We start from the raw sequence: 17,322 nt of genomic DNA on the forward strand, positions 1-17,322 counted from the left end.
GCCTATCCGCTGGGCTCGGCCTGGCGTGCCGGGATCGGCGGGGCCGCGGGGTACCCTCGACGGGTGATCCCCTCCGCCATCGACATCGCCGACCTCGCGGACGACTTCACCCGGAATCCCTCTCAACTCCTCGGCATCCCGTTCGCACTCCTCGGTGCCGTCTTCCTCTCACTCGGCGCGCAGCTGCAGCACCGGGGTGTGGCGAAGGTCGAGTCGTCGAGTGGCACCGACGCGACCTCGGGGCTCAACGTCGCTCAGCTCCTGGCGCTGCTCAGTCGGCCGTCCTGGGTGACCGGAACGGTCATGCTCGGGCTCGCGATCGTGCTCCAGCTCGGCAGCCTGTCCCTCGCACCGATCACCCTCGTCCAGCCGTTGGGCGCGGTCGCCCTCGTCATCACAGCGGTGGTGAACAGCCGGATCAGCGGCGTCCGGTTGAACCGTCGATCGGTCGTGGCGATCGTCGCCTGCGTCGGCGGCGTCGGCCTGTTCGTGACGATCGCGGCGGTCTTCACCGGCGAGCACCGGATCACCGAGGCCGAGCTCGTCACGATCCTGGTGATGCTCGGCGTCGTGCTCGTCGTGTTCGGACTCGGCTTCATGGTGTTCCGCTCCCGCTTCACGGCCATCTTCTACATCGTCGGGACCGGGGTGCTCTACGGCTTCGTCGCGACGCTCGCCAAGGTCATCATCGGACGGCTGCAGCAGGGCGAGTTCGACTGGCTCACGATCCTCTGCGGGCTCGGCCTCGTCGCCGCGAGTGCGCTCGGCGGCTACTTCGTGCAGACCGCCTACTCCTCGGGGCCTCCCGATCTGGTCATCGCGGGTCTGACGGTCATCGACCCGATGATCGCGGTCGGCATCGGCATCATCGTGCTGGGCGAGGCGAGCAACGCACCGTTCTGGGCAGGCTTCGGCTTCGTCGTGGCCGGCGCGATCGCCGTGTGGGGTGTCTTCCAGCTCGCCCGCCATCACCCGCAGGTGAGCCAGACGCCGGCGGCCGCAGCAGCCGCGAAGGCCCTCGCGACCGGCGACGCGCCCGCCTGAGCCCTGGAGCCCGAACGGGCTGCAGGTATGCTTGAGCTTGGCGTTCCGCGCCGCATCAGGGTCGTGAGCGACCGCCCGCACCCCCTCACATCACTGGCCAAGCACAGAGGAATCACCGATACCTTGACTTCTCCCGACGACCAGCACCTCGCGAAGGCGTCCAGCACGACGCCGAGCGCCGACACCCACAAGCCGCTGCGGGTGGTCATCGGTGCCGACACCTTCTCGCCCGACGTGAACGGGGCCGCTCGCTTCGCCGAACGACTCGCAGCCGGACTCGTCCGACGAGGCCACGACGTCCACATCGTGGCGCCCGCGGGCTCACGCAAGTTCGGCACGTGGAAGGAGACCCACGAGGGTCAGACGATGACGGCGCACCGCCTCTTCAGCCTCCGGTGGTACCCGCACGACTGGCTGCGCTTCGCGATGCCGTGGTCGATGCGTCGGAACGCCCGGAAGATCCTCGACCGCGTGAAGCCCGACGTCGTGCACCTGCAGTCGCACATCGTGGTCGGCCGTGGTCTCTCGATCGAGGCCGAGCAACGCGGCATCCGCATGGTGGCGACGAACCACATCATGCCCGACAACATCCTCGACTTCACCGTCATCCCCAAGCGCACCCAGGAGTGGCTCGTCCGGACGCAGTGGGCTGCAGCCCGTCGCGTCTTCGATCGTGCCTTCGCCGTGACGACCCCGACGCGCAAGGCCGCCGACTTCCTGGAGCAGTTCACGGGCCTGACCGGCGTGCACGCGATCTCCTGCGGGATCGAGGCCGGGCAGTACACGCCGTCGTTCGAACCGCGGAAGCGCAACTCCATCCTCTTCGTGGGTCGCATCACGAGCGAGAAGCAGATCGACGTGCTTCTGCGCGCGCTCACGAAACTCCCGAAGGAACTCGACGCCCACGTCGACGTCATCGGTGGCGGCGACCAAGCGAAGAACCTCGAGCAGCTGACCCAGCAGCTCGGCATCGGCGACCGCGTCCGGTTCCTCGGCAAGGTGTCCGACGATGAGGTGAAGCAGGCCTACACGAACGCCACCGTCTTCGCGATGCCGTCCATCGCCGAGCTGCAGAGCATCGCGACGATGGAAGCCATGGCCTCCGGTCTCCCGGTGGTCGCGGCCGATGCCATGGCCCTGCCCCACCTCGTGCACGATCAGGTCAACGGCTACCTGTTCGAGCCGGGCAACGTCGACGCCCTGGCCGAACGGCTCGCGACGGTACTCAGCGCCTCGCCCGAGGAGTACCGCCGGATGCAGGACGCCTCGTTGGAGCTCGTCTCCGCACACGACATCGAGCGCACGCTCGACACCTTCGAAGCGCTCTACCGTGGCGAGCAGGTCGTCGACCCGACGACCGAGCGTCACACGGCGACCGCAGACCGCCAGGAATCCCGCGACTGACTCCCGCCCCGCGGGCCACTCGGTACACTGGGTTCCGCACGGGGCGGTAGCCAAGCTGGTGAAGGCATTCGGCTCATAACCGAACGATGCGTGGGTTCAAGTCCCACCCGCCCTACCGAGAACCGGCCCACGAGCCTTGGTTCCGGTCCCTGAGCTTGTCGAAGGGCGCCCTTCGACAAGCTCAGGGACCGGGATGGAGCGGCTCCGGGATCGGTGCGACCTTGCTCGGCGATCGAGACTGGCCGGTTCAGTCCGCGAGGACGAGGGCGGCGGCACCGATGAGCGGCCCGTCGGCGTCGAGCCCGGCCGGGACCACGCGCAGCTCACGGGCGTAGGCGTGCAATGCCGAGGCGGTCGCAGCCTCTTGGACGAGGTCGAGGTAGTCGGGGGAGACCCGCGAGAAGCCGCCTCCGATCGCGACGCGTTCCAGGTCGAGCAGGGTCGTGATGCTACAGAGGGCTTCGCCGACGGCCTCGGCGGAACGTCGGACGGCGCGGATCGCGATTTCCGTTCCAGCTGCGTAGTCGGCCCCGAGCTGTTCGCCCGTCGTGCCGGTCCATCCCTGGGCGCGCGCCCAGGCGACCGTCGCGGTGCCTGACGCGATGCCCTCCAACGTCCAGGGTGTGCCGACGGCATCCGGTTCGCGTCGGCGGAGCTGCATCTGTCCGAGGTGGCCGGCGTTGCCCGAGGTGCCGGGGACGAGTCGGGATCCGAGGATGATCCCGCCACCGATCCCGGTCGAGACGACGATGCCCATACTGTTCTCGGTTCCGCGGAGTGCGCCCTGCCAGTGCTCGGCCAGGGCGATGCAGGTGCCGTCGAGTCGGAGTTCCACCGGACCGGACGTGAAGCGCCGGAGCTCCGCCACGACGGGGAAGACGGCGAGTCGGGGGAGGTTGATCGGCGAGACGGTGCCGTCGGCCCTGCCGATGGGGCCCGCCGAACCGATTCCGACACCGGACACCGGCCCGCCATGGGCCGCGACGCTCCGTTCGGCGGTCTGGAGGATCGACGCCACGAGCTCCTCGCGGGTGGCCGCGGCGCCCGTCGGACCGCGGAACCGGGTGCCGGGCAGGATCCGTCCCTCAACGTCGACGACGGCCGCTTCGACCTTCGTGCCGCCGATGTCGATCGCGAGGGCCTCGTGCATCACCGCTCCATCCTGGAAGGCCGTCAGTCCGGGCCGGCTCCCGATCCAGCGTACTGGGAACGACACGGTTGTCATTCCTCCAGGTCATGGGGCATAATGCTCGTATCGGCGCGAGTCGAACAACTGCATACACGGAGGTCCGGTCAGCCGGACACCGGCATGGATCACACTGCATGGGTCGTTGGGGAAGACGCACCCGGACGCAGTGGAGGAATCATGTCGACACCGATGACGAAGGGTGTGCTGTTCGTGCACTCGTCGCCTCGCGCGCTCTGCCCGCACCTCGAATGGGCGGCAGGTCGCGCTCTTGGTCGTGCCATCAGTTTCGACTGGGAAGACCAGCCGATCCTCCGCGGTGCGCAGCGTGCCGAGGTCTTCTGGGAAGGCCCGCACGGCACCGGAGCCGCACTCGCCTCAGCCCTGCGCGGCTGGGAGCACCTCCGCTACGAGGTGAGCGAAGACCCGGCCCAGGGCGCCGACGGTGCCCGGTGGATGCACACGCCCGACCTCGGGATCTTCTACGCGCAGACCGACAGCATCGGCAACGTGGTCGTCCCGGAGGATCGCATCCGGTACGCCATGGAGGTCGGCGCCGGGAACGCCGCCGAGCTCCAGCGCGAACTCCGCGTCGCGCTCGGACAGCCGTGGGACGACGAACTCGAGCCGTTCCGTCACGCCGGCGACGGGTCCTCCGTCATCTGGCTGCACAACGTGGGCTGATCCGGCCCCGCCGGCGCGGCGGCACCGCGCACGCGAGACAACTGCACAGACGACAGGGTGCCCACGTGGCGTGGACCGTGCGAGGTCGGTGACACTCCCGGCAGACACGAGGTGACGAAACGGCGGCACCCTGGTCAGGAGACGACGACGGGTCGTGGTGCATGCACCACGACCCGTCGTCGTCTCCGTCGCGGACGGCTCAGTAGCTTCGGAACGCGACGACCGCGTTGTGGCCGCCAAACCCGAACGAGTTGCTGATGGCGAGCAGGTCGCCGGACCCGAGCTCACGCGGCGTCGTGACGACGTCGAGCGGGATCTCCGGGTCCTGGTTGTCGAGGTTGATGGTCGGCGGGATGACCCGGTGGTGCAGGGCGAGCGCCGTGTAGGCCGCTTCGATGGCGCCCGCGCCGCCGAGGAGGTGGCCGGTCGAGGCCTTGGTGGCCGTCACGGCGATGTCGTCGAGGTGGGCACCGAAGACCCGACGCAGCGCGTTGTACTCCGCGATGTCGCCGACGGGCGTGCTCGTGGCGTGTGCGTTGACGTGCACGACGTCGTCGAGCGACGCGCCGCCGTTCTCGACGGCCGCACGCATGGCGCGGGCAGCAGCCGAACCCTCGGGATCGGGAGCGGTGATGTGGTACGCGTCGCTCGTCACCGCACCACCGAGGAGCTCGGCGTAGATGCGGGCGCCACGGGCCTTGGCGTGCTCCTCGGTCTCGACGATGAGCGCTGCGGCGCCCTCACCGAGGACGAATCCGTCGCGGTCGACGTCGTAGGGACGCGAGGCGATGGCGGGGTCGTCATTGCGCTTGGACAACGCCTGCATCGCTGCGAAGGACGCGAGCGGGAGCGGGTGGATGGCGGCTTCGGAGCCACCGGCCACGACGATGTCGGCGAGGCCGGCCTGGAGGTGGTCGTAGGCGTTGGCGAGCGACTCGGTGCTTGACGCACAAGCGGAGACGACGGTGCGCTCTCCGCCTCGGGCACCGAGGTCCATGCCGATCGCCGCTGCCGGGCCGTTCGGCATGAGCATCGGGACGGTCATGGGGAGGACGCGGCGGGGGCCCTTCTCGCGCAGGGTGTCCCAGGCGTCCAGGAGCGTCCACACGCCGCCGATGCCGGTGGCCCAGTCGACGAGGAGTCGCTCCGGGTCGACCTCGGGGGCGCCGGCGTCCTGCCAGGCCTCGCGCGCGGCGATCAGGGCGAACTGGCTCGACGGGTCGAGGCGCTTGACCTCACGACGGTCGAGGATGTCCGCGGTGGGGACGGCGGCCTGCGCGGCGAAGCGTACGGGCAGCTCGAGCTCTTCAGCCCATGGCTGCTCGAGACGGCTCGCACCGCTCTTGCCGGCGAGGAGGTTGTCCCAGGAGTCGGTGGCGTTGCCGCCGAGGGGAGTGGTGGCACCGATGCCGGTGATGACGATGCGTTTGGTGGTCATTCAGTCAAACCTTCTGTGGAGACGACGAGGGGGTCCGAGCCCTGCGGCGGTCGAGCCCGTGTCCGGACGGACGAGCCGCCTCGAACGCTGAAGGGCCGGTCGGCCAACTGCCGGCCGACCCTTCAGCACTGCGCTGGGACTAGCCCTGAGCCTTGACGATGAAGTCGACGGCGTCGCCGACGGTCTTCAGGTTCTTGACTTCTTCGTCCGGGATCTTCACGTCGAACTTCTCCTCCGCGTTGACGACGATGGTCATCATGGAGATCGAGTCGATGTCGAGGTCGTCGGTGAACGACTTGTCCAGCTCGACGGTGTCGGTCGCGATGCCGGTCTCGTCGTTGATCAGCTCGGCCAGGCCGGCGAGGACTTCTTCGGTGGACAGTGCCATTGTTCTACTCCTTGGGTGAGGTTTGACCGTAGTCGAGTGTAGTCGCGTCGGGCGTCCTGCTACGGCAGGACGACGACCTGAGCGCCGAAGACCAGTCCGGCACCGAATCCGATCTGCAGGGCGAGGCCGCCGCTGAGCTCGGGGTGCCCCTGGAGGAGCCGGTGGGTGGCGAGCGGAATGGACGCCGCCGAGGTGTTGCCGGTGGTCTCGATGTCGCGCGCGATGACGACGGTCTCCGGCAGCTTGAGCTGCTTGGCGAACTCGTCGACGATGCGCATGTTCGCCTGGTGGGGGATGAAGGCCGCGAGGTCGGAGGCTTCGACGCCCGCTTCCTTGAGTGCCTGCTTGGCGACCTTGGCCATCTCCCAGACCGCCCACCGGAAGACCGTCTGGCCCTCCTGGCGCAGGGTCGGCCAGGCGGCGGTGCCGTCGCGGAACTCGGTGAGCGTGCCGCTCATGCCGACGGCGTCGGCCTTCGAGCCGTCGGATCCCCACACGGTGGGGGAGATGCCGGGGAAGTCGCTCGGACCGACGACGGCCGCGCCTGCACCGTCGCCGAGGAGGAACGAGATCGACCGGTCGGTCGGGTCGACGATGTCGGACAGCTTCTCGGCGCCGATGACGAGCGCGTAGTGAGCCGCGCCCGATCGGATGAGGGCATCGGCCTGAGCGATCGCGTAGGCGTATCCGGCACATGCGGCGTTGAGGTCGTAGGCGGCAGCGGGGTTCGCTCCGACGCGGTCGGCCACGACGGCCGCCATCGACGGGGACTGCTGGACGTTGCTGATCGTCGCGATGAGGACGAGGTCGACCTGCTCGGGCGAGATGCCCGCGGCCGCGATGGCCTCGGCGCCGGCTTCGGCTGCGAGGTCGACGGCGCTGACGTCGGCCGACGCCCGCGTGCGGGTGACGATGCCGGTGCGCTGCTGGATCCACTCGTCGGACGAGTTGATCGGACCGACGAGGTCGTCGTTCGGGACGCTGAGGTCTCCGCGAGCTGCGCCGAGGCCGAGGATGCGGGTGAACTCGGGACCGCGCGACTGCTTGAGGGTGGGGGTGGTCATTGACTGGTTCTCCGTCTGCGCTACTGCTGGGCGATGAGGTCGAGGGCTGCCGGCAGGTCGTCGGGGGTCTTGATGGCGACCGTCGGCACGCCCTTCAGGCCGCGACGTGCGAGTCCGGTGAGCGCCCCGGCGGGGGCGAGCTCGATGAGTCCGGTGATCCCTGCGGCGCTGAACGCGTCCATGCACAGGTCCCAGCGTACCGGGGAGGCGACCTGACCGATGAGGAGGTCGAAGAACGCCGTACCCGAGGTGACCTCGGTGCCGTCGTGGTTCGTCCAGATGCGGAGCGTCGGATCCTGGGGCTCGACCGTGCGGCTCGCCCCGGCCAGCCAGTCGCGGGCCGACTGCATGTAGCTCGTGTGGAAGGCGCCTGCGACCTGCAGCGGGATCACCCGCGTGCCCTTGAGCGGCTCGTCGGCGAGGCGGGCGAGGGCGTCATGCGCGCCGGCGACGACGATCTGGCCGCCGCCGTTGTAGTTGGCGGGCTCCAGCCCGAAGGAACGGACGTGCGCGACGACGGCGTCCTGGTCGCCACCGAGGACGGCACTCATGCCCGTCGGGGTGGTGGCTGCGGCTTCGGCCATTGCTACGGCGCGTTCGCTCACGAAGCTCATCGCGTCGCTGTCCGAGAGGATGCCGGCGCCGTAGGCCGCGGTGATCTCGCCGACGGAGTGTCCGGCGATGCCGCCGAACGGCGCGGCGTCGGCGGGGAGGGCCTTCCGCAGGGCGTCCAAGGCGACGATGCCGGCCGCGACGATGAGCGGCTGGGCCACCGCGGTGTCGCGGATGGTGTCGGCGTCCGAGACCGAGCCGTGCTTGACGAGGTCGAGTCCGGCTTCGTCGGAGAAGCGCGCGAGCGCGTCCTTCGCGGAGGCGTCCTGCAACCAGGGGTCGAGGAAGCCGGGGGTTTGGGAGCCCTGTCCAGGGCAGGCGATGACGATCACCGCTCTAGTCTGCCAACCGGAGGACGCCCAGCAGTGGAGCAACACCACGAACCTTTGGAAAATGTGTTGTGTGGACTCCACAAAGCCGACCGGTCGAACGGCCCTGCCAGCGTCAGGAGGTCAGCCGACGTCGGGACGGCTCAGGCTCAGCGATGGCGCCGAGGATGAGGGCCGCCTGCAGGATGAGCGACTCGCGGGCACCGGTCGCGTCCCATCCGATGACCTCGGAGACCCGCTTGAGGCGGTACCGGACGGTGTTGGGGTGCACGAACAGCTCGCGCGCGGTCGCTTCGAGCGAGCGGCCGTTGTCGAGGTAGCACCAGAGCGTCGTCACGAGCTCGCCGGAGTAGTCCTTGAGCGGGCGGTAGACCCGCTCGATGAGCGTGGTCTTCGCGAGGTTGTCGCCGGCGAGGGCGCGCTCAGGAAGGAGGTCGTCCGCCGCGACCGGTCGAGGTGCGTGACGCCAGGACTTCGCGACGGCGAACCCGGCAAGCGCGGCCTTCGCGCTGCGCGATGCCTCGATGAGGGACGGCACAGCGTGACCGAGCACGAGATGCCCCGGCCCGAAGCCGTGCTCGAGCTTGGCGGCGATGTCGAGGAAGGTGAGTTGTGAGCTGGTGCGGGCGTCCGCGGCGGCCTGTTCGGCCTCGTCGACGGGCTCGCCGTCTCCGGGCTCGGTGCTGGGCAGCTCAGCGCGACCCAGGACGAGCACGAGCCGGTTGCCCTGGACGCCGATGAGGACGTCGGCGTCGAGGTGTCGGGCGGTCCGGCGGAGCATGTCGACATCGAGCACCCGTGGGGTCGTCCCGACCAGGACGCAGGCCTCGCCGTGACCGTGCCACCCGAGGGCGGCGATGCGGCTCGGTAGCTCGTCGTCGGCCTCGCCGCTGAGGATCGAGTCGACGACGAGGGCCTCGAGGCGGGCGTCCCAGAGTCCGCGGGCTTCGGCCGCACGGGCGTACACGTCGGCCGACGCGAATGCGATGTCGCGTGAGTAGAGGAGGATCGCCTCACGGAGGTCGACGCTCCCGGACGCGACGCGTTCCTCGACGACCTCGACGGTGACCTTGATGAGTTGCAGCGTCTGCTGCAGGCTGACGGAACGGAGCAGCTCGCGAGGAGCCGCCCCGAACACGTCGGCGGCGATCCACGGCGTCGACCGGGGGTCGTCGAACCACGAGATGAACGAACTGATGCCCGCCTGGGCCACCAGGCCGACCGCTGAGCGGCGGCCTGGTGGCATCTCGGCGTACCAGGGAAGGGTGTCCTCGAGGCGTTTGAGCGTCGCGGTCGCGAGCTCACCCGAGATCCGGCGGAGCCAGTCGAGTGTCTCGGCCTTCGTCTTCGTCTTCGTCACCGTGGTAGCGATGGAATCAGCTCTCGCCACCCGCGTTACCGGTGTTGCCGGCGTTCACGTCGTGGAGGCGGTAGCGGTCGATCGCCTGCTGCGGGAGGCTCGCATCGACCTCACCTCGAGCAGCGAGCTGCTGGAGGGTGCGGACGACGAGCGAGGGGCCGTCGATCTTGAAGAAGCGACGGGCAGCGGCGCGCGTGTCGGAGAAGCCGAAGTCGTCGGCGCCCAGCGTCGCGAAGTCGCCCGGCACGAACTGACGGATCTGGTCCGGCACGGCGTGCATGTGGTCGGTCACGGCGACGAACGGACCTGCGGCACCGCTCAGCTTCTCCGTGACGTAGGGCACACGACGCTCCTCCTGCGGGTGCAGGAAGTTGTGCTGGTCGGCGGCGAGACCGTCGCGACGGAGCTCGGTCCAGCTCGTGACGCTCCAGACGTCTGCGGAGACGCCCCAGTCGTCGGCGAGGAGCTGCTGTGCCTCGATCGCCCACGGGACCGCGACACCGGAGGCCATGAGCTGAGCCTTCGGCCCCTGCTTGTCGCTCGTGCTGATGCGGTGGATACCGCGCACGATGCCGTCGACGTCCACGCCCTCGGGCTCGACGGGCATGACCATCGGCTCGTTGTACACCGTGAGGTAGTACATGACGTTCGGGTCCTCGTGCTCGCCGCCGTACATGCGCTGGATACCACTGCGCACGATGTGCGCGATCTCGTAGCCGTAGGCCGGGTCGTAGCTGACGACCGCGGGGTTCGACGACGAGAGCAGCAGCGAGTGGCCGTCGGCGTGCTGGAGGCCCTCACCCGTGAGCGTCGTGCGACCGGCGGTCGCGCCGATCATGAAGCCACGGGTCATCTGGTCGCCGGCCGCCCAGATGGCGTCGGCGGTGCGCTGGAAGCCGAACATCGAGTAGAAGACGTAGACCGGGATGAGCGGCTCGCCCTGCACCGAGTACGAGGTTCCGATCGCGGAGAAGGCTGCGACGGCGCCCGCCTCGTTGATGCCCACGTGCACGATCTGACCCTGCGGGCTCTCCTTGTAGGCGAGCAGCAGTTCGCGGTCGACCGAGGTGTAGTGCTGACCGTTCGGGTTGTAGATCTTCGCGCTCGGGAAGAACGCGTCCATGCCGAAGGTGCGTGCCTCGTCGGGGATGATCGGGACGATGCGGTTGCCGAAGTCCTTGGCGCGGAGGAGGTCCTTCAGCAGTCGGACGAACGCCATGGTGGTGGCGATCTCCTGCGTTCCGGAGCCCTTCTTCGCTGCCGCGTACGCGGAGTCGTCGGGCAGGTTCAGCTGCGTGTACTTGCTGCGACGCTCGGGGACGTAGCCGCCGAGCGCGCGGCGACGCTCGTGCAGGTACTGGATCGCCTCGTCGTCCTCGCCCGGGTGGTAGTACGGCGGGAGGTAGGGGTTCTCTTCGAGCTGCGAGTCGGTGATCGGGATGCGCATCGTGTCCCTGAAGGTCTTCAGGTTGTCGAGCGTCATCTTCTTCATCTGGTGGGTCGCGTTGCGGCCTTCGAAGCTCGGGCCGAGGCCGTAGCCCTTGATCGTGTGCGCGAGGATGACCGTCGGCTGACCCTTGTGCTCACTGGCCGCCTTGAACGCCGCGTAGACCTTGCGGTAGTCGTGGCCGCCGCGCTTGAGGTTCCAGACCTCGTCGTCGGTGTAGCCCTCGACGAGCTTCAGGGCGCGCTCGTCGCGGCCGAAGAAGTTCTCGCGGACGTAGGCGCCGTCTTCCGTCTTGTACGTCTGGAAGTCGCCGTCGGGCGTGACGTTCATGAGGTTGAGGAGCGCGCCGTCGGTGTCGCGGTTGAGGAGGTCGTCCCACTCGCGGCCCCAGATGACCTTGATGACGTTCCAGCCGGCGCCGCGGAAGAAGCTCTCGAGCTCCTGGATGATCTTGCCGTTGCCGCGGACGGGACCGTCGAGGCGCTGCAGGTTGCAGTTGATCACGAAGTTGAGGTTGTCGAGGCCCTCGTTCGCGGCGACCTGGAGCTGACCGCGGCTCTCCACCTCGTCCATCTCGCCGTCGCCGAGGAAGGCCCAGACCTGCTGGTCGCTGGCGTCCTTGATGCCACGGTTCGTGACGTACTTGGCGAGGTGCGCCTGGTAGATCGCGTTGATCGGGCCGAGACCCATCGAGACCGTCGGGAACTGCCAGAAGTCCGGCATGAGGCGCGGGTGCGGGTACGAGGAGAGCCCGTGCGGCGCGTGCGACTTCTCCTGACGGAAGCCGTCGAGCTGGTCGGTGCTGAGGCGGCCCTCGAGGAAGGCGCGGGCGTAGGTGCCGGGGGAGGCGTGGCCCTGGATGTAGATCTGGTCGCCACCGCCCGGGGCGTCCTGGCCGCGGAAGAAGTGGTTGAAGCCGACCTCGTAGAGCGCGGCCGACGACGCGTAGGTGGAGATGTGTCCGCCGACACCGATGCCGGGGCGCTGCGCGCGGTGCACGGTCATGGCCGCGTTCCAGCGGATCCAGGCGCGGTAGCGGCGTTCGATGTCCTCGTCGCCCGGGAAGTCGGGCTCGTTCTCCGAGGCGATGGTGTTGATGTAGTCGGTGGTGGGCACCATCGGCACGCCGAGGTGCAGCTCCTTCGAGCGCTTCAGGAGGCTCAGCATGATGTCGCGGCCGCGACCGCGGCCACGTTCGTCGACGAGGGCGTCGAGGGACTCATTCCACTCGGACGTCTCCTCAGGATCGGCGTCTACGTGGTTGGACGAGTATGGATCCTGGTCGTGAACAGTCACCGTCGACCTTTCTCTCGTGGCAGATCGTGCCTGGGTTGTGATGGTGAACTCCATGCGTCCTGATGGGTATGGACGCGGGCGCCACCTTTCACCCTATCCGGTCACCCCAAGGAACGGTGACCGAGCGGCGCACCCCTCCGGGTTTGTGCAGCTGCGGTGCGGGGTTAGGATGTGTGACCGGATCGGACCCGTCCACCGCTCGGGCGATCCGGAGCAGGCGAACCCGCCTGAAAGGACCCTCATGGCACTCGAGAACGACACCCTGGCACCCGACTTCGAACTGGCGAACCAGTTCGGTGAACTCGTCAGGTTGAGTCAGTTCCGCGGCAGTTCAGCTGTCGCCCTCGTCTTCTTCCCGCTGGCGTTCTCGGGCACCTGCACGGGGGAGCTGTGCGAGCTGCGCGACAACCTCAGCCTGTTCACGGACGACCAGGTCACGCTCGTCGGCATCTCCGTCGACTCGAAGCACACGCTGCGCGCGTGGGCGGAGCAGGAGCAGTACGGCTTCCAGCTGCTCGCCGACTTCTGGCCGCACGGCCAGGTCGCCAAGGAGTACGGGGTGTTCCTGCAGGAGAAAGGGTTCGCGAACCGTGCGACCTTCCTCATCGACCAGCAGGGCATCATCCGTGAGAGCTTCATCACGGCACCGGGCGAGGCCCGTTCGCTCGCGGCCTACCGCGCCGCGCTCGAAGAGCTGCGTCAGCCGGCCTGAGCCGCGGCTCGCTGTGTTCGCTCCGGATCGTCGAGAGTCTCAGCCGGTGATCGTGACCGCGGGTGCGCGCTCGTAGCGGATGAACCGGTACGGGACGCCCGTTCGTGACTCCGACCAGCCGTGTGCCGGGTCGATCGTGACCGGCACCCACTCCTCGCCGATGATCGGCGCGAAGGTGTCGCCCGCGACGTCGAGGTCGAGTTCGGTCACCTCGAGCCGGTCGGCGAGCGCGAGCGCTTCGGTGAAGAGCCCCGCGCCGCCGGTGACCCAGGCCTGGCCGTTGCCGGCGAGCTGCGTCGCTTCGAACGCGTCCTCCAGGGAGTGGGCGACGATCGCGCCGTCGGCGGACCACGCGTGATCGCGGGTGACGACGATGTTCGGGCGTCCTGGGAGCGGACGGAACCGCGGGGGGAGTGAATCCCAGGTACGGCGTCCCATGATCACCGCGTCGGATCCGGTGAGCGCCTTGAAGTGCGCGAGGTCTTCGGGGACGTGCCAGGGCATGTCGCCGTCGGCGCCGATGACGCCGTCGTGGGCCTGGGCCCAGATGAGCGCCAGGCTCATACGGCGACGGCCGCTCGGATGGCGGGGTGGTGCTGGTAGTCGACGATCTCGAGGTCGTCGTACTCCACGTCGAAGATGCTGTCGCGCTTCGTGTTGATACGCAGCTTCGGGTAGGGGAACGGTGCGCGGGTGAGCTGCTCCGTCACCTGCTCGACGTGGTTGTCGTAGATGTGGCAGTCGCCGCCGGTCCACACGAAGTCGCCGACCTCGAGGCCGACCTGCTCGGCGACGAGGTGGGTGAGGAGCGCGTAGCTGGCGATGTTGAAGGGGACGCCGAGGAAGAGGTCTGCGCTGCGCTGGTAGAGCTGGCAGGACAGCTTGCCGTCGGCGACGTAGAACTGGAAGAAGGCGTGGCACGGGGCGAGCGCCATATTGGGGATGTCGGCGACGTTCCAAGCGGAGACGATGATGCGGCGCGAGTTCGGGTCGGTGCGCAGCTGGTCGATGACCTGCGAGATCTGGTCGATGTGCGAGCCGTCGGGGGTCGGCCAGGACCGCCACTGCACGCCGTAGACGGGGCCGAGTTCGCCCTGGTCGTCGGCCCATTCGTCCCAGATCGAGACGCCGTGTTCCTGCAGCCAGCGGACGTTGCCGTCGCCGCGGAGGAACCACAGGAGTTCGTAGGCGATGGACTTCCAGTGCACCCGCTTCGTGGTGATGAGCGGGAAGCCCTGGGAGAGGTCGAAGCGGAGCTGGCGGCCGAACACACTGCGCGTGCCGGTTCCGGTGCGGTCGCCTTTGGCGGCGCCGTGCTCGAGCGTGTCGCGCAGGAGGTCTTCGTACGGGGTGGGGATCGTCGTATCCATCCCCTCGATCGTACGGCCAGCGACCGTCACCGCGCCCGACCGATCGTCCGGTGTCGCGGCGGAAGCGCGCGAACCCGGGTTGTGGAGCGTTCCGGCTCCGACGGCGACTCCGGCTAGACTCGACGAGTCGCATCGGACGCTTCCATCCGATCGCGGGCCTTTAGCTCAGCTGGTAGAGCGCCACGTTTACACCGTGGATGTCGTCGGTTCGATCCCGGCAGGGCCCACCGAAGGAAGTTCCCCGAGATCATGGGCATCTCGGGGCCTTTTCGCTAAGCCGTGCGCGCCTCATCGCCGGACACTCGATGTTGGAGAGTTCGACGCCCGGAGGCCTTGGGGCGCGAACGGCAGCACCGCCGATGTCGATGAGCGCGTTGATGCGAGCTACGGCCGCAGCGTTGGAGCGGACACCGATCGTGTGGGTGGAGTCGATTCAGCAGCGCCCGCGTGGGATCGCGCCGCACAGTCTCCGCCCTGCACCGTGCCGATTGCACCTTGTGGGCCCGGCGCGACAGATCTACCATGCACGGGACCGGCGCAGTTGTGGGCCAGCACGGGATTCGGGTTCCGCGCATGACACGCTGCTCTGGTCTCGGGGCGGCGGGTTCGGGCACGTCGCTCCGACGTCGGTAGAGGCGTGTGCAGGAGCGGAGACGTGTGCCCCGCTGTCTCTCCGGACCCTAATCATCCGAGGCAGGCTCTCGTCGGGGTGATGACCTGCCCGGAGCATAGCGCCGCAGAGCACGCCGTGTCCGATCAGATGTGAGTGAATGCGTCGTGACCTGCAGTGCGGAAGAAACACAGCAGCCAGGAAAGGCAGAACGCGACCGCCACACCGATTTCTCCCGCGAACCACCGAACGCCGTAGCGGTGTTGTTTCGGTACTTGCCGAAGCATTCGCGACCTAGCGTGGTTGCATGACGACGCACAACTACACCGCTACCGTGACGTGGAGCGGGCGGACCGATGCCTACGAGATCTACAGCCGTCGCCATGGGGTGCGGTTGGGGGATTCGTCGATCGACCTGAGCGCAGCGGCCGAGTTCCGAGGCGACAGCGGGTTGCCGAACCCTGAGCAATTGTTGGTGGCGGCGGCGAGTTCGTGTCAGCTGCTGTCGTTCCTCGCGGTCGCCGCCCATGCAGGCGTCGAGATCATCGACTACCGGGACGCCGCGACCGGGATCATGCCGGACGACACACGTCCGATGCGGCTCACCGAGATCGTGCTTCGACCGACGATCGTGGCCCAGGGCACGACGACGGGAGCGGTGGAGCGACTCCTGGAGAAAGCCCACCGGCAGTGTTACATCGCGAACAGCCTCACCGCCGTCGTCACCCTCGAACCCGAGATCACGGTGCGGTGATGTTCGACATCGAGATCCCGGCCCCGGACGGTGCTTCCTCCCTCGCGGCGATCGGACGCGCATTGGGTGCGGCCGGCATCGGCTTGGAGGGCGGGGGCCTGTGGTCGGGAGTGGCGCACTATCTCGTAGCTGAGGGGGCTTGCGCTGGGGAGGTATTGCGTGGGATCGGGTTCGGGCCGGTGCTCGTGCGGGAAGCGCTCGTGGTCGATCTCGTCGTGGATGCGCCGGGTGCGCTCGGCCGGATGATGGAGCGGCTCGCCGGGGCCGGTGTGGTGTTGCACGGCCAGTACAGCGACCATGACAACCGCAAGGTGCTGCTCGTGGACGATGTCGCCGCTGCCCGTCGAGCGCTCGAAAAGGCCGGGTCGTGACCGGCGACGCGGACATCTCGGTGCCGGCGCGAGCACTCGGTGATCCCGCTCGCGGCCGGATCGTGACAGCGCTGCTCGGTGGCCGTGCCATCCCCGCTGGGGAGCTCGCCCGCGCTGCCGGCGTCTCAGCCTCCACCGCCAGCGAGCATCTCCGCGTGCTCCTCGACGCAGGCATCGTCACGGTCGATCGGGTGGGCAGGAACCGCTTCTTCCGTCTGACGAACGACGAGGTCGCCCGGGCGGTGGAGGCGCTCCAGGCCATCGCCCCTCGCACGGTCGTGCGGTCCTTCCGACAGCACCGAGTCTCGGCCGATCTCCGGGAGGCGCGGACCTGCTACGACCATCTCGCCGGAGATCTCGGCCTACGCGTCACGGACCTGCTCGTCCACGCAAGCATCCTCTCGAGCATCCGCACCGCGGCGACGGAGAACGCCCCGTCACCGTTCCCGGCTGGCCCCGTTGTGGAGTCGCTCCGTCTGCATCCTGGTTCTGGTTCACGGCCGTGGTCACGAGGCTGCCTGGACTGGACCGGGCGCCGCGCTCACGTCGCCGGCCAGGTTGGAGCTCAAATCCTGGAGGCGATGGAAACGCAGCAGTGGATCACCCGTCGCCCCGACTCGCGGGCCGTCCGGCTCACCGAGCGTGGTGCGCTGGGGCTCAGTACCTTGGAGGCAACGATCTCCGCATGCGAGGCGTAGCCAAGCTGCGCTACTGAGCCCCAGGTGCGAGCGCTCGTCGACGACGCGACCGTCGTCGAATGCGCGTCAACCTGACGTGAAGTCGCCCGCCACAGGCGAGGAACTACGGGTCGACCCGCAGCCGTCGTGCCGATGCTCAGCGCCCGGCGGGCGCCGTGCGCGCTAGTCCGGTTGTTCGGTTGCGCGCCGTGTGCTGGGCGCTTGGTGGAGAGATCGAACGGCGTGCACGACGGCGCCGGCGAGCAGCCAGAACACGGCGATGGTCAGTCCTGCCAAGATCAATGAGAGACCACCGGCCGCGCCGCTGTAGCTCGAGAACGTTGCAGCGGTGACCAACAGACCGATCGCCACCAGAATGGCGGCCGCCAATCCCATCGTTCGCAAGTATGGATTGGAGTAGCGCTCTCGCGGCGTGTTGGTGTTGTACTTGGCCTCGATCTCTTCACGGCTGATGGGAACGTTCGGCTGGTCGGTCATGCCGGCGAGCCTAGCGGCCGCATTCGATGCTTTGTCCGGAAATGGGGGCCTTCTGGCGCGATGGACATGGCACCTCCG

Annotated in this window: 17 protein-coding genes and 2 tRNA genes; 9 read left to right on the forward strand and 10 right to left on the reverse strand. The window is 68.4% G+C overall.

The genetic code is table 11. The annotated features are described in order from the left end of the window. Positions 1 to 63 precede the first annotated feature (63 nt). The 3 genes from IFR14_RS10095 (at position 64) to IFR14_RS10105 (ending at position 2,563) form a co-directional block, all read left to right on the forward strand. On the forward strand, positions 64 to 1,044 hold the full coding sequence (locus tag IFR14_RS10095) for a DMT family transporter (protein WP_342365676.1): 981 nt from the start codon (positions 64 to 66) through the stop codon (positions 1,042 to 1,044). A 123-nt stretch (positions 1,045 to 1,167) separates the two neighbouring features. Next, positions 1,168 to 2,448 carry a glycosyltransferase gene (locus tag IFR14_RS10100; RefSeq protein WP_446728079.1) on the forward strand — a complete coding sequence of 427 codons (1,281 nt, stop codon included), beginning with the start codon at positions 1,168 to 1,170 and terminating at the stop codon, positions 2,446 to 2,448. A 40-nt stretch (positions 2,449 to 2,488) separates the two neighbouring features. After that, positions 2,489 to 2,563, forward strand: a tRNA-Ile gene (locus tag IFR14_RS10105). 132 nt (positions 2,564 to 2,695) lie between these two features. Here the strand turns inward: IFR14_RS10105 and IFR14_RS10110 are convergent. After that, a complete protein-coding gene (locus tag IFR14_RS10110; protein WP_342365677.1) occupies positions 2,696 to 3,664 on the reverse strand; it encodes an ROK family protein in 969 nt (322 codons plus the stop codon). 150 nt (positions 3,665 to 3,814) lie between these two features. On the opposite strand from IFR14_RS10110, the gene IFR14_RS10115 reads away from it, so the two are divergent. Further along, positions 3,815 to 4,318, forward strand: coding sequence for a DUF3145 domain-containing protein (locus IFR14_RS10115; RefSeq protein ID WP_191940963.1), 504 nt, complete (start codon positions 3,815 to 3,817; stop codon positions 4,316 to 4,318). 199 nt (positions 4,319 to 4,517) lie between these two features. Here the strand turns inward: IFR14_RS10115 and IFR14_RS10120 are convergent, their stop codons facing one another. From IFR14_RS10120 to aceE, 6 genes are all read right to left on the reverse strand, one after another. Further along, a complete protein-coding gene (locus IFR14_RS10120) occupies positions 4,518 to 5,756 on the reverse strand; it encodes a beta-ketoacyl-[acyl-carrier-protein] synthase family protein (protein ID WP_071260783.1) in 1,239 nt (412 codons plus the stop codon). Between the two features lie 139 nt (positions 5,757 to 5,895). Further along, the gene (locus IFR14_RS10125) at positions 5,896 to 6,144 is read right to left on the reverse strand and encodes an acyl carrier protein (RefSeq protein WP_056006457.1); all 249 of its coding nucleotides are present in this window, start codon (positions 6,142 to 6,144) and stop codon (positions 5,896 to 5,898) included. 59 nt (positions 6,145 to 6,203) lie between these two features. Continuing rightward, on the reverse strand, positions 6,204 to 7,208 hold the full coding sequence (locus IFR14_RS10130) for a beta-ketoacyl-ACP synthase III (protein WP_191940964.1): 1,005 nt from the start codon (positions 7,206 to 7,208) through the stop codon (positions 6,204 to 6,206). Between the two features lie 20 nt (positions 7,209 to 7,228). Further along, positions 7,229 to 8,152 carry an acyltransferase domain-containing protein gene (locus tag IFR14_RS10135; protein ID WP_191940965.1) on the reverse strand — a complete coding sequence of 308 codons (924 nt, stop codon included), beginning with the start codon at positions 8,150 to 8,152 and terminating at the stop codon, positions 7,229 to 7,231. Positions 8,153 to 8,264: 112 nt separating this feature from the next. Beyond that, positions 8,265 to 9,509, reverse strand: a complete 1,245-nt coding sequence (locus tag IFR14_RS10140) for a PucR family transcriptional regulator (RefSeq protein ID WP_175484370.1) — start codon at positions 9,507 to 9,509, stop codon at positions 8,265 to 8,267. A gap of 16 nt (positions 9,510 to 9,525) precedes the next feature. Next, positions 9,526 to 12,252 (reverse strand): pyruvate dehydrogenase (acetyl-transferring), homodimeric type, encoded by a 2,727-nt coding sequence (gene aceE, locus IFR14_RS10145; RefSeq protein ID WP_085510736.1) that lies wholly within the window; start codon positions 12,250 to 12,252, stop codon positions 9,526 to 9,528. 241 nt (positions 12,253 to 12,493) lie between these two features. Here aceE and IFR14_RS10150 point away from each other — a divergent pair, with 241 nt between their 5' ends. Further along, entirely contained in the window at positions 12,494 to 12,964 is a 471-nt protein-coding gene (locus tag IFR14_RS10150; RefSeq protein WP_064293656.1) for a peroxiredoxin, read from the forward strand. Positions 12,965 to 13,003: 39 nt separating this feature from the next. Here IFR14_RS10150 and IFR14_RS10155 read toward each other — a convergent pair whose 3' ends face one another. Together IFR14_RS10155 and IFR14_RS10160 are read right to left on the reverse strand one after the other, a co-directional pair. Continuing rightward, a complete protein-coding gene (locus tag IFR14_RS10155; RefSeq protein ID WP_191940966.1) occupies positions 13,004 to 13,528 on the reverse strand; it encodes a dihydrofolate reductase in 525 nt (174 codons plus the stop codon). After that, a complete protein-coding gene (locus tag IFR14_RS10160) occupies positions 13,525 to 14,334 on the reverse strand; it encodes a thymidylate synthase (protein ID WP_191940967.1) in 810 nt (269 codons plus the stop codon). Before IFR14_RS10160 ends, IFR14_RS10155 begins: the two co-directional genes overlap by 4 nt. Before the next feature lie 154 nt (positions 14,335 to 14,488). On the opposite strand from IFR14_RS10160, the gene IFR14_RS10165 reads away from it, so the two are divergent. From IFR14_RS10165 to IFR14_RS10180, 4 genes are all read left to right on the forward strand, one after another. Further along, positions 14,489 to 14,561, forward strand: a tRNA-Val gene (locus IFR14_RS10165). A 690-nt stretch (positions 14,562 to 15,251) separates the two neighbouring features. Continuing rightward, positions 15,252 to 15,698 (forward strand): OsmC family protein, encoded by a 447-nt coding sequence (locus IFR14_RS10170; protein ID WP_191940968.1) that lies wholly within the window; start codon positions 15,252 to 15,254, stop codon positions 15,696 to 15,698. Beyond that, a complete protein-coding gene (locus IFR14_RS10175; RefSeq protein ID WP_191940969.1) occupies positions 15,698 to 16,069 on the forward strand; it encodes an amino acid-binding ACT domain-containing protein in 372 nt (123 codons plus the stop codon). Before IFR14_RS10170 ends, IFR14_RS10175 begins: the two co-directional genes overlap by 1 nt. Next, positions 16,066 to 16,767: an ArsR/SmtB family transcription factor gene (locus IFR14_RS10180; protein ID WP_191940970.1), complete on the forward strand. Its 702-nt coding sequence runs from the start codon at positions 16,066 to 16,068 to the stop codon at positions 16,765 to 16,767. The genes IFR14_RS10175 and IFR14_RS10180 overlap by 4 nt, the downstream gene beginning before the upstream one ends. A 162-nt stretch (positions 16,768 to 16,929) precedes the next feature. On the opposite strand, the gene IFR14_RS10185 is transcribed toward IFR14_RS10180, so the two are convergent. After that, on the reverse strand, positions 16,930 to 17,244 hold the full coding sequence (locus IFR14_RS10185; RefSeq protein WP_191940971.1) for a hypothetical protein: 315 nt from the start codon (positions 17,242 to 17,244) through the stop codon (positions 16,930 to 16,932). Positions 17,245 to 17,322 lie beyond the last annotated feature (78 nt).

The sequence above is a fragment of the Plantibacter sp. CFBP 8775 genome, assembly GCF_014839505.1.
Lineage (GTDB): Bacteria > Actinomycetota > Actinomycetes > Actinomycetales > Microbacteriaceae > Plantibacter > Plantibacter auratus.

Excerpts from the sequence above, each read along its gene's own strand:
- IFR14_RS10115 (WP_191940963.1), top strand. The coding sequence starts at position 3,815 with ATGTCGACACCGATGACGAAGGGTGTGCTGTTCGTGCACTCGTCGCCT.
- IFR14_RS10120 (WP_071260783.1), bottom strand. The coding sequence starts at position 5,756 with ATGACCACCAAACGCATCGTCATCACCGGCATCGGTGCCACCACTCCC.
- IFR14_RS10125 (WP_056006457.1), bottom strand. The coding sequence starts at position 6,144 with ATGGCACTGTCCACCGAAGAAGTCCTCGCCGGCCTGGCCGAGCTGATC.
- IFR14_RS10130 (WP_191940964.1), bottom strand. The coding sequence starts at position 7,208 with ATGACCACCCCCACCCTCAAGCAGTCGCGCGGTCCCGAGTTCACCCGC.
- IFR14_RS10150 (WP_064293656.1), top strand. The coding sequence starts at position 12,494 with ATGGCACTCGAGAACGACACCCTGGCACCCGACTTCGAACTGGCGAAC.
- IFR14_RS10155 (WP_191940966.1), bottom strand. The coding sequence starts at position 13,528 with ATGAGCCTGGCGCTCATCTGGGCCCAGGCCCACGACGGCGTCATCGGC.
- IFR14_RS10160 (WP_191940967.1), bottom strand. The coding sequence starts at position 14,334 with ATGGATACGACGATCCCCACCCCGTACGAAGACCTCCTGCGCGACACG.
- IFR14_RS10170 (WP_191940968.1), top strand. The coding sequence starts at position 15,252 with ATGACGACGCACAACTACACCGCTACCGTGACGTGGAGCGGGCGGACC.
- IFR14_RS10175 (WP_191940969.1), top strand. The coding sequence starts at position 15,698 with ATGTTCGACATCGAGATCCCGGCCCCGGACGGTGCTTCCTCCCTCGCG.
- IFR14_RS10185 (WP_191940971.1), bottom strand. The coding sequence starts at position 17,244 with ATGACCGACCAGCCGAACGTTCCCATCAGCCGTGAAGAGATCGAGGCC.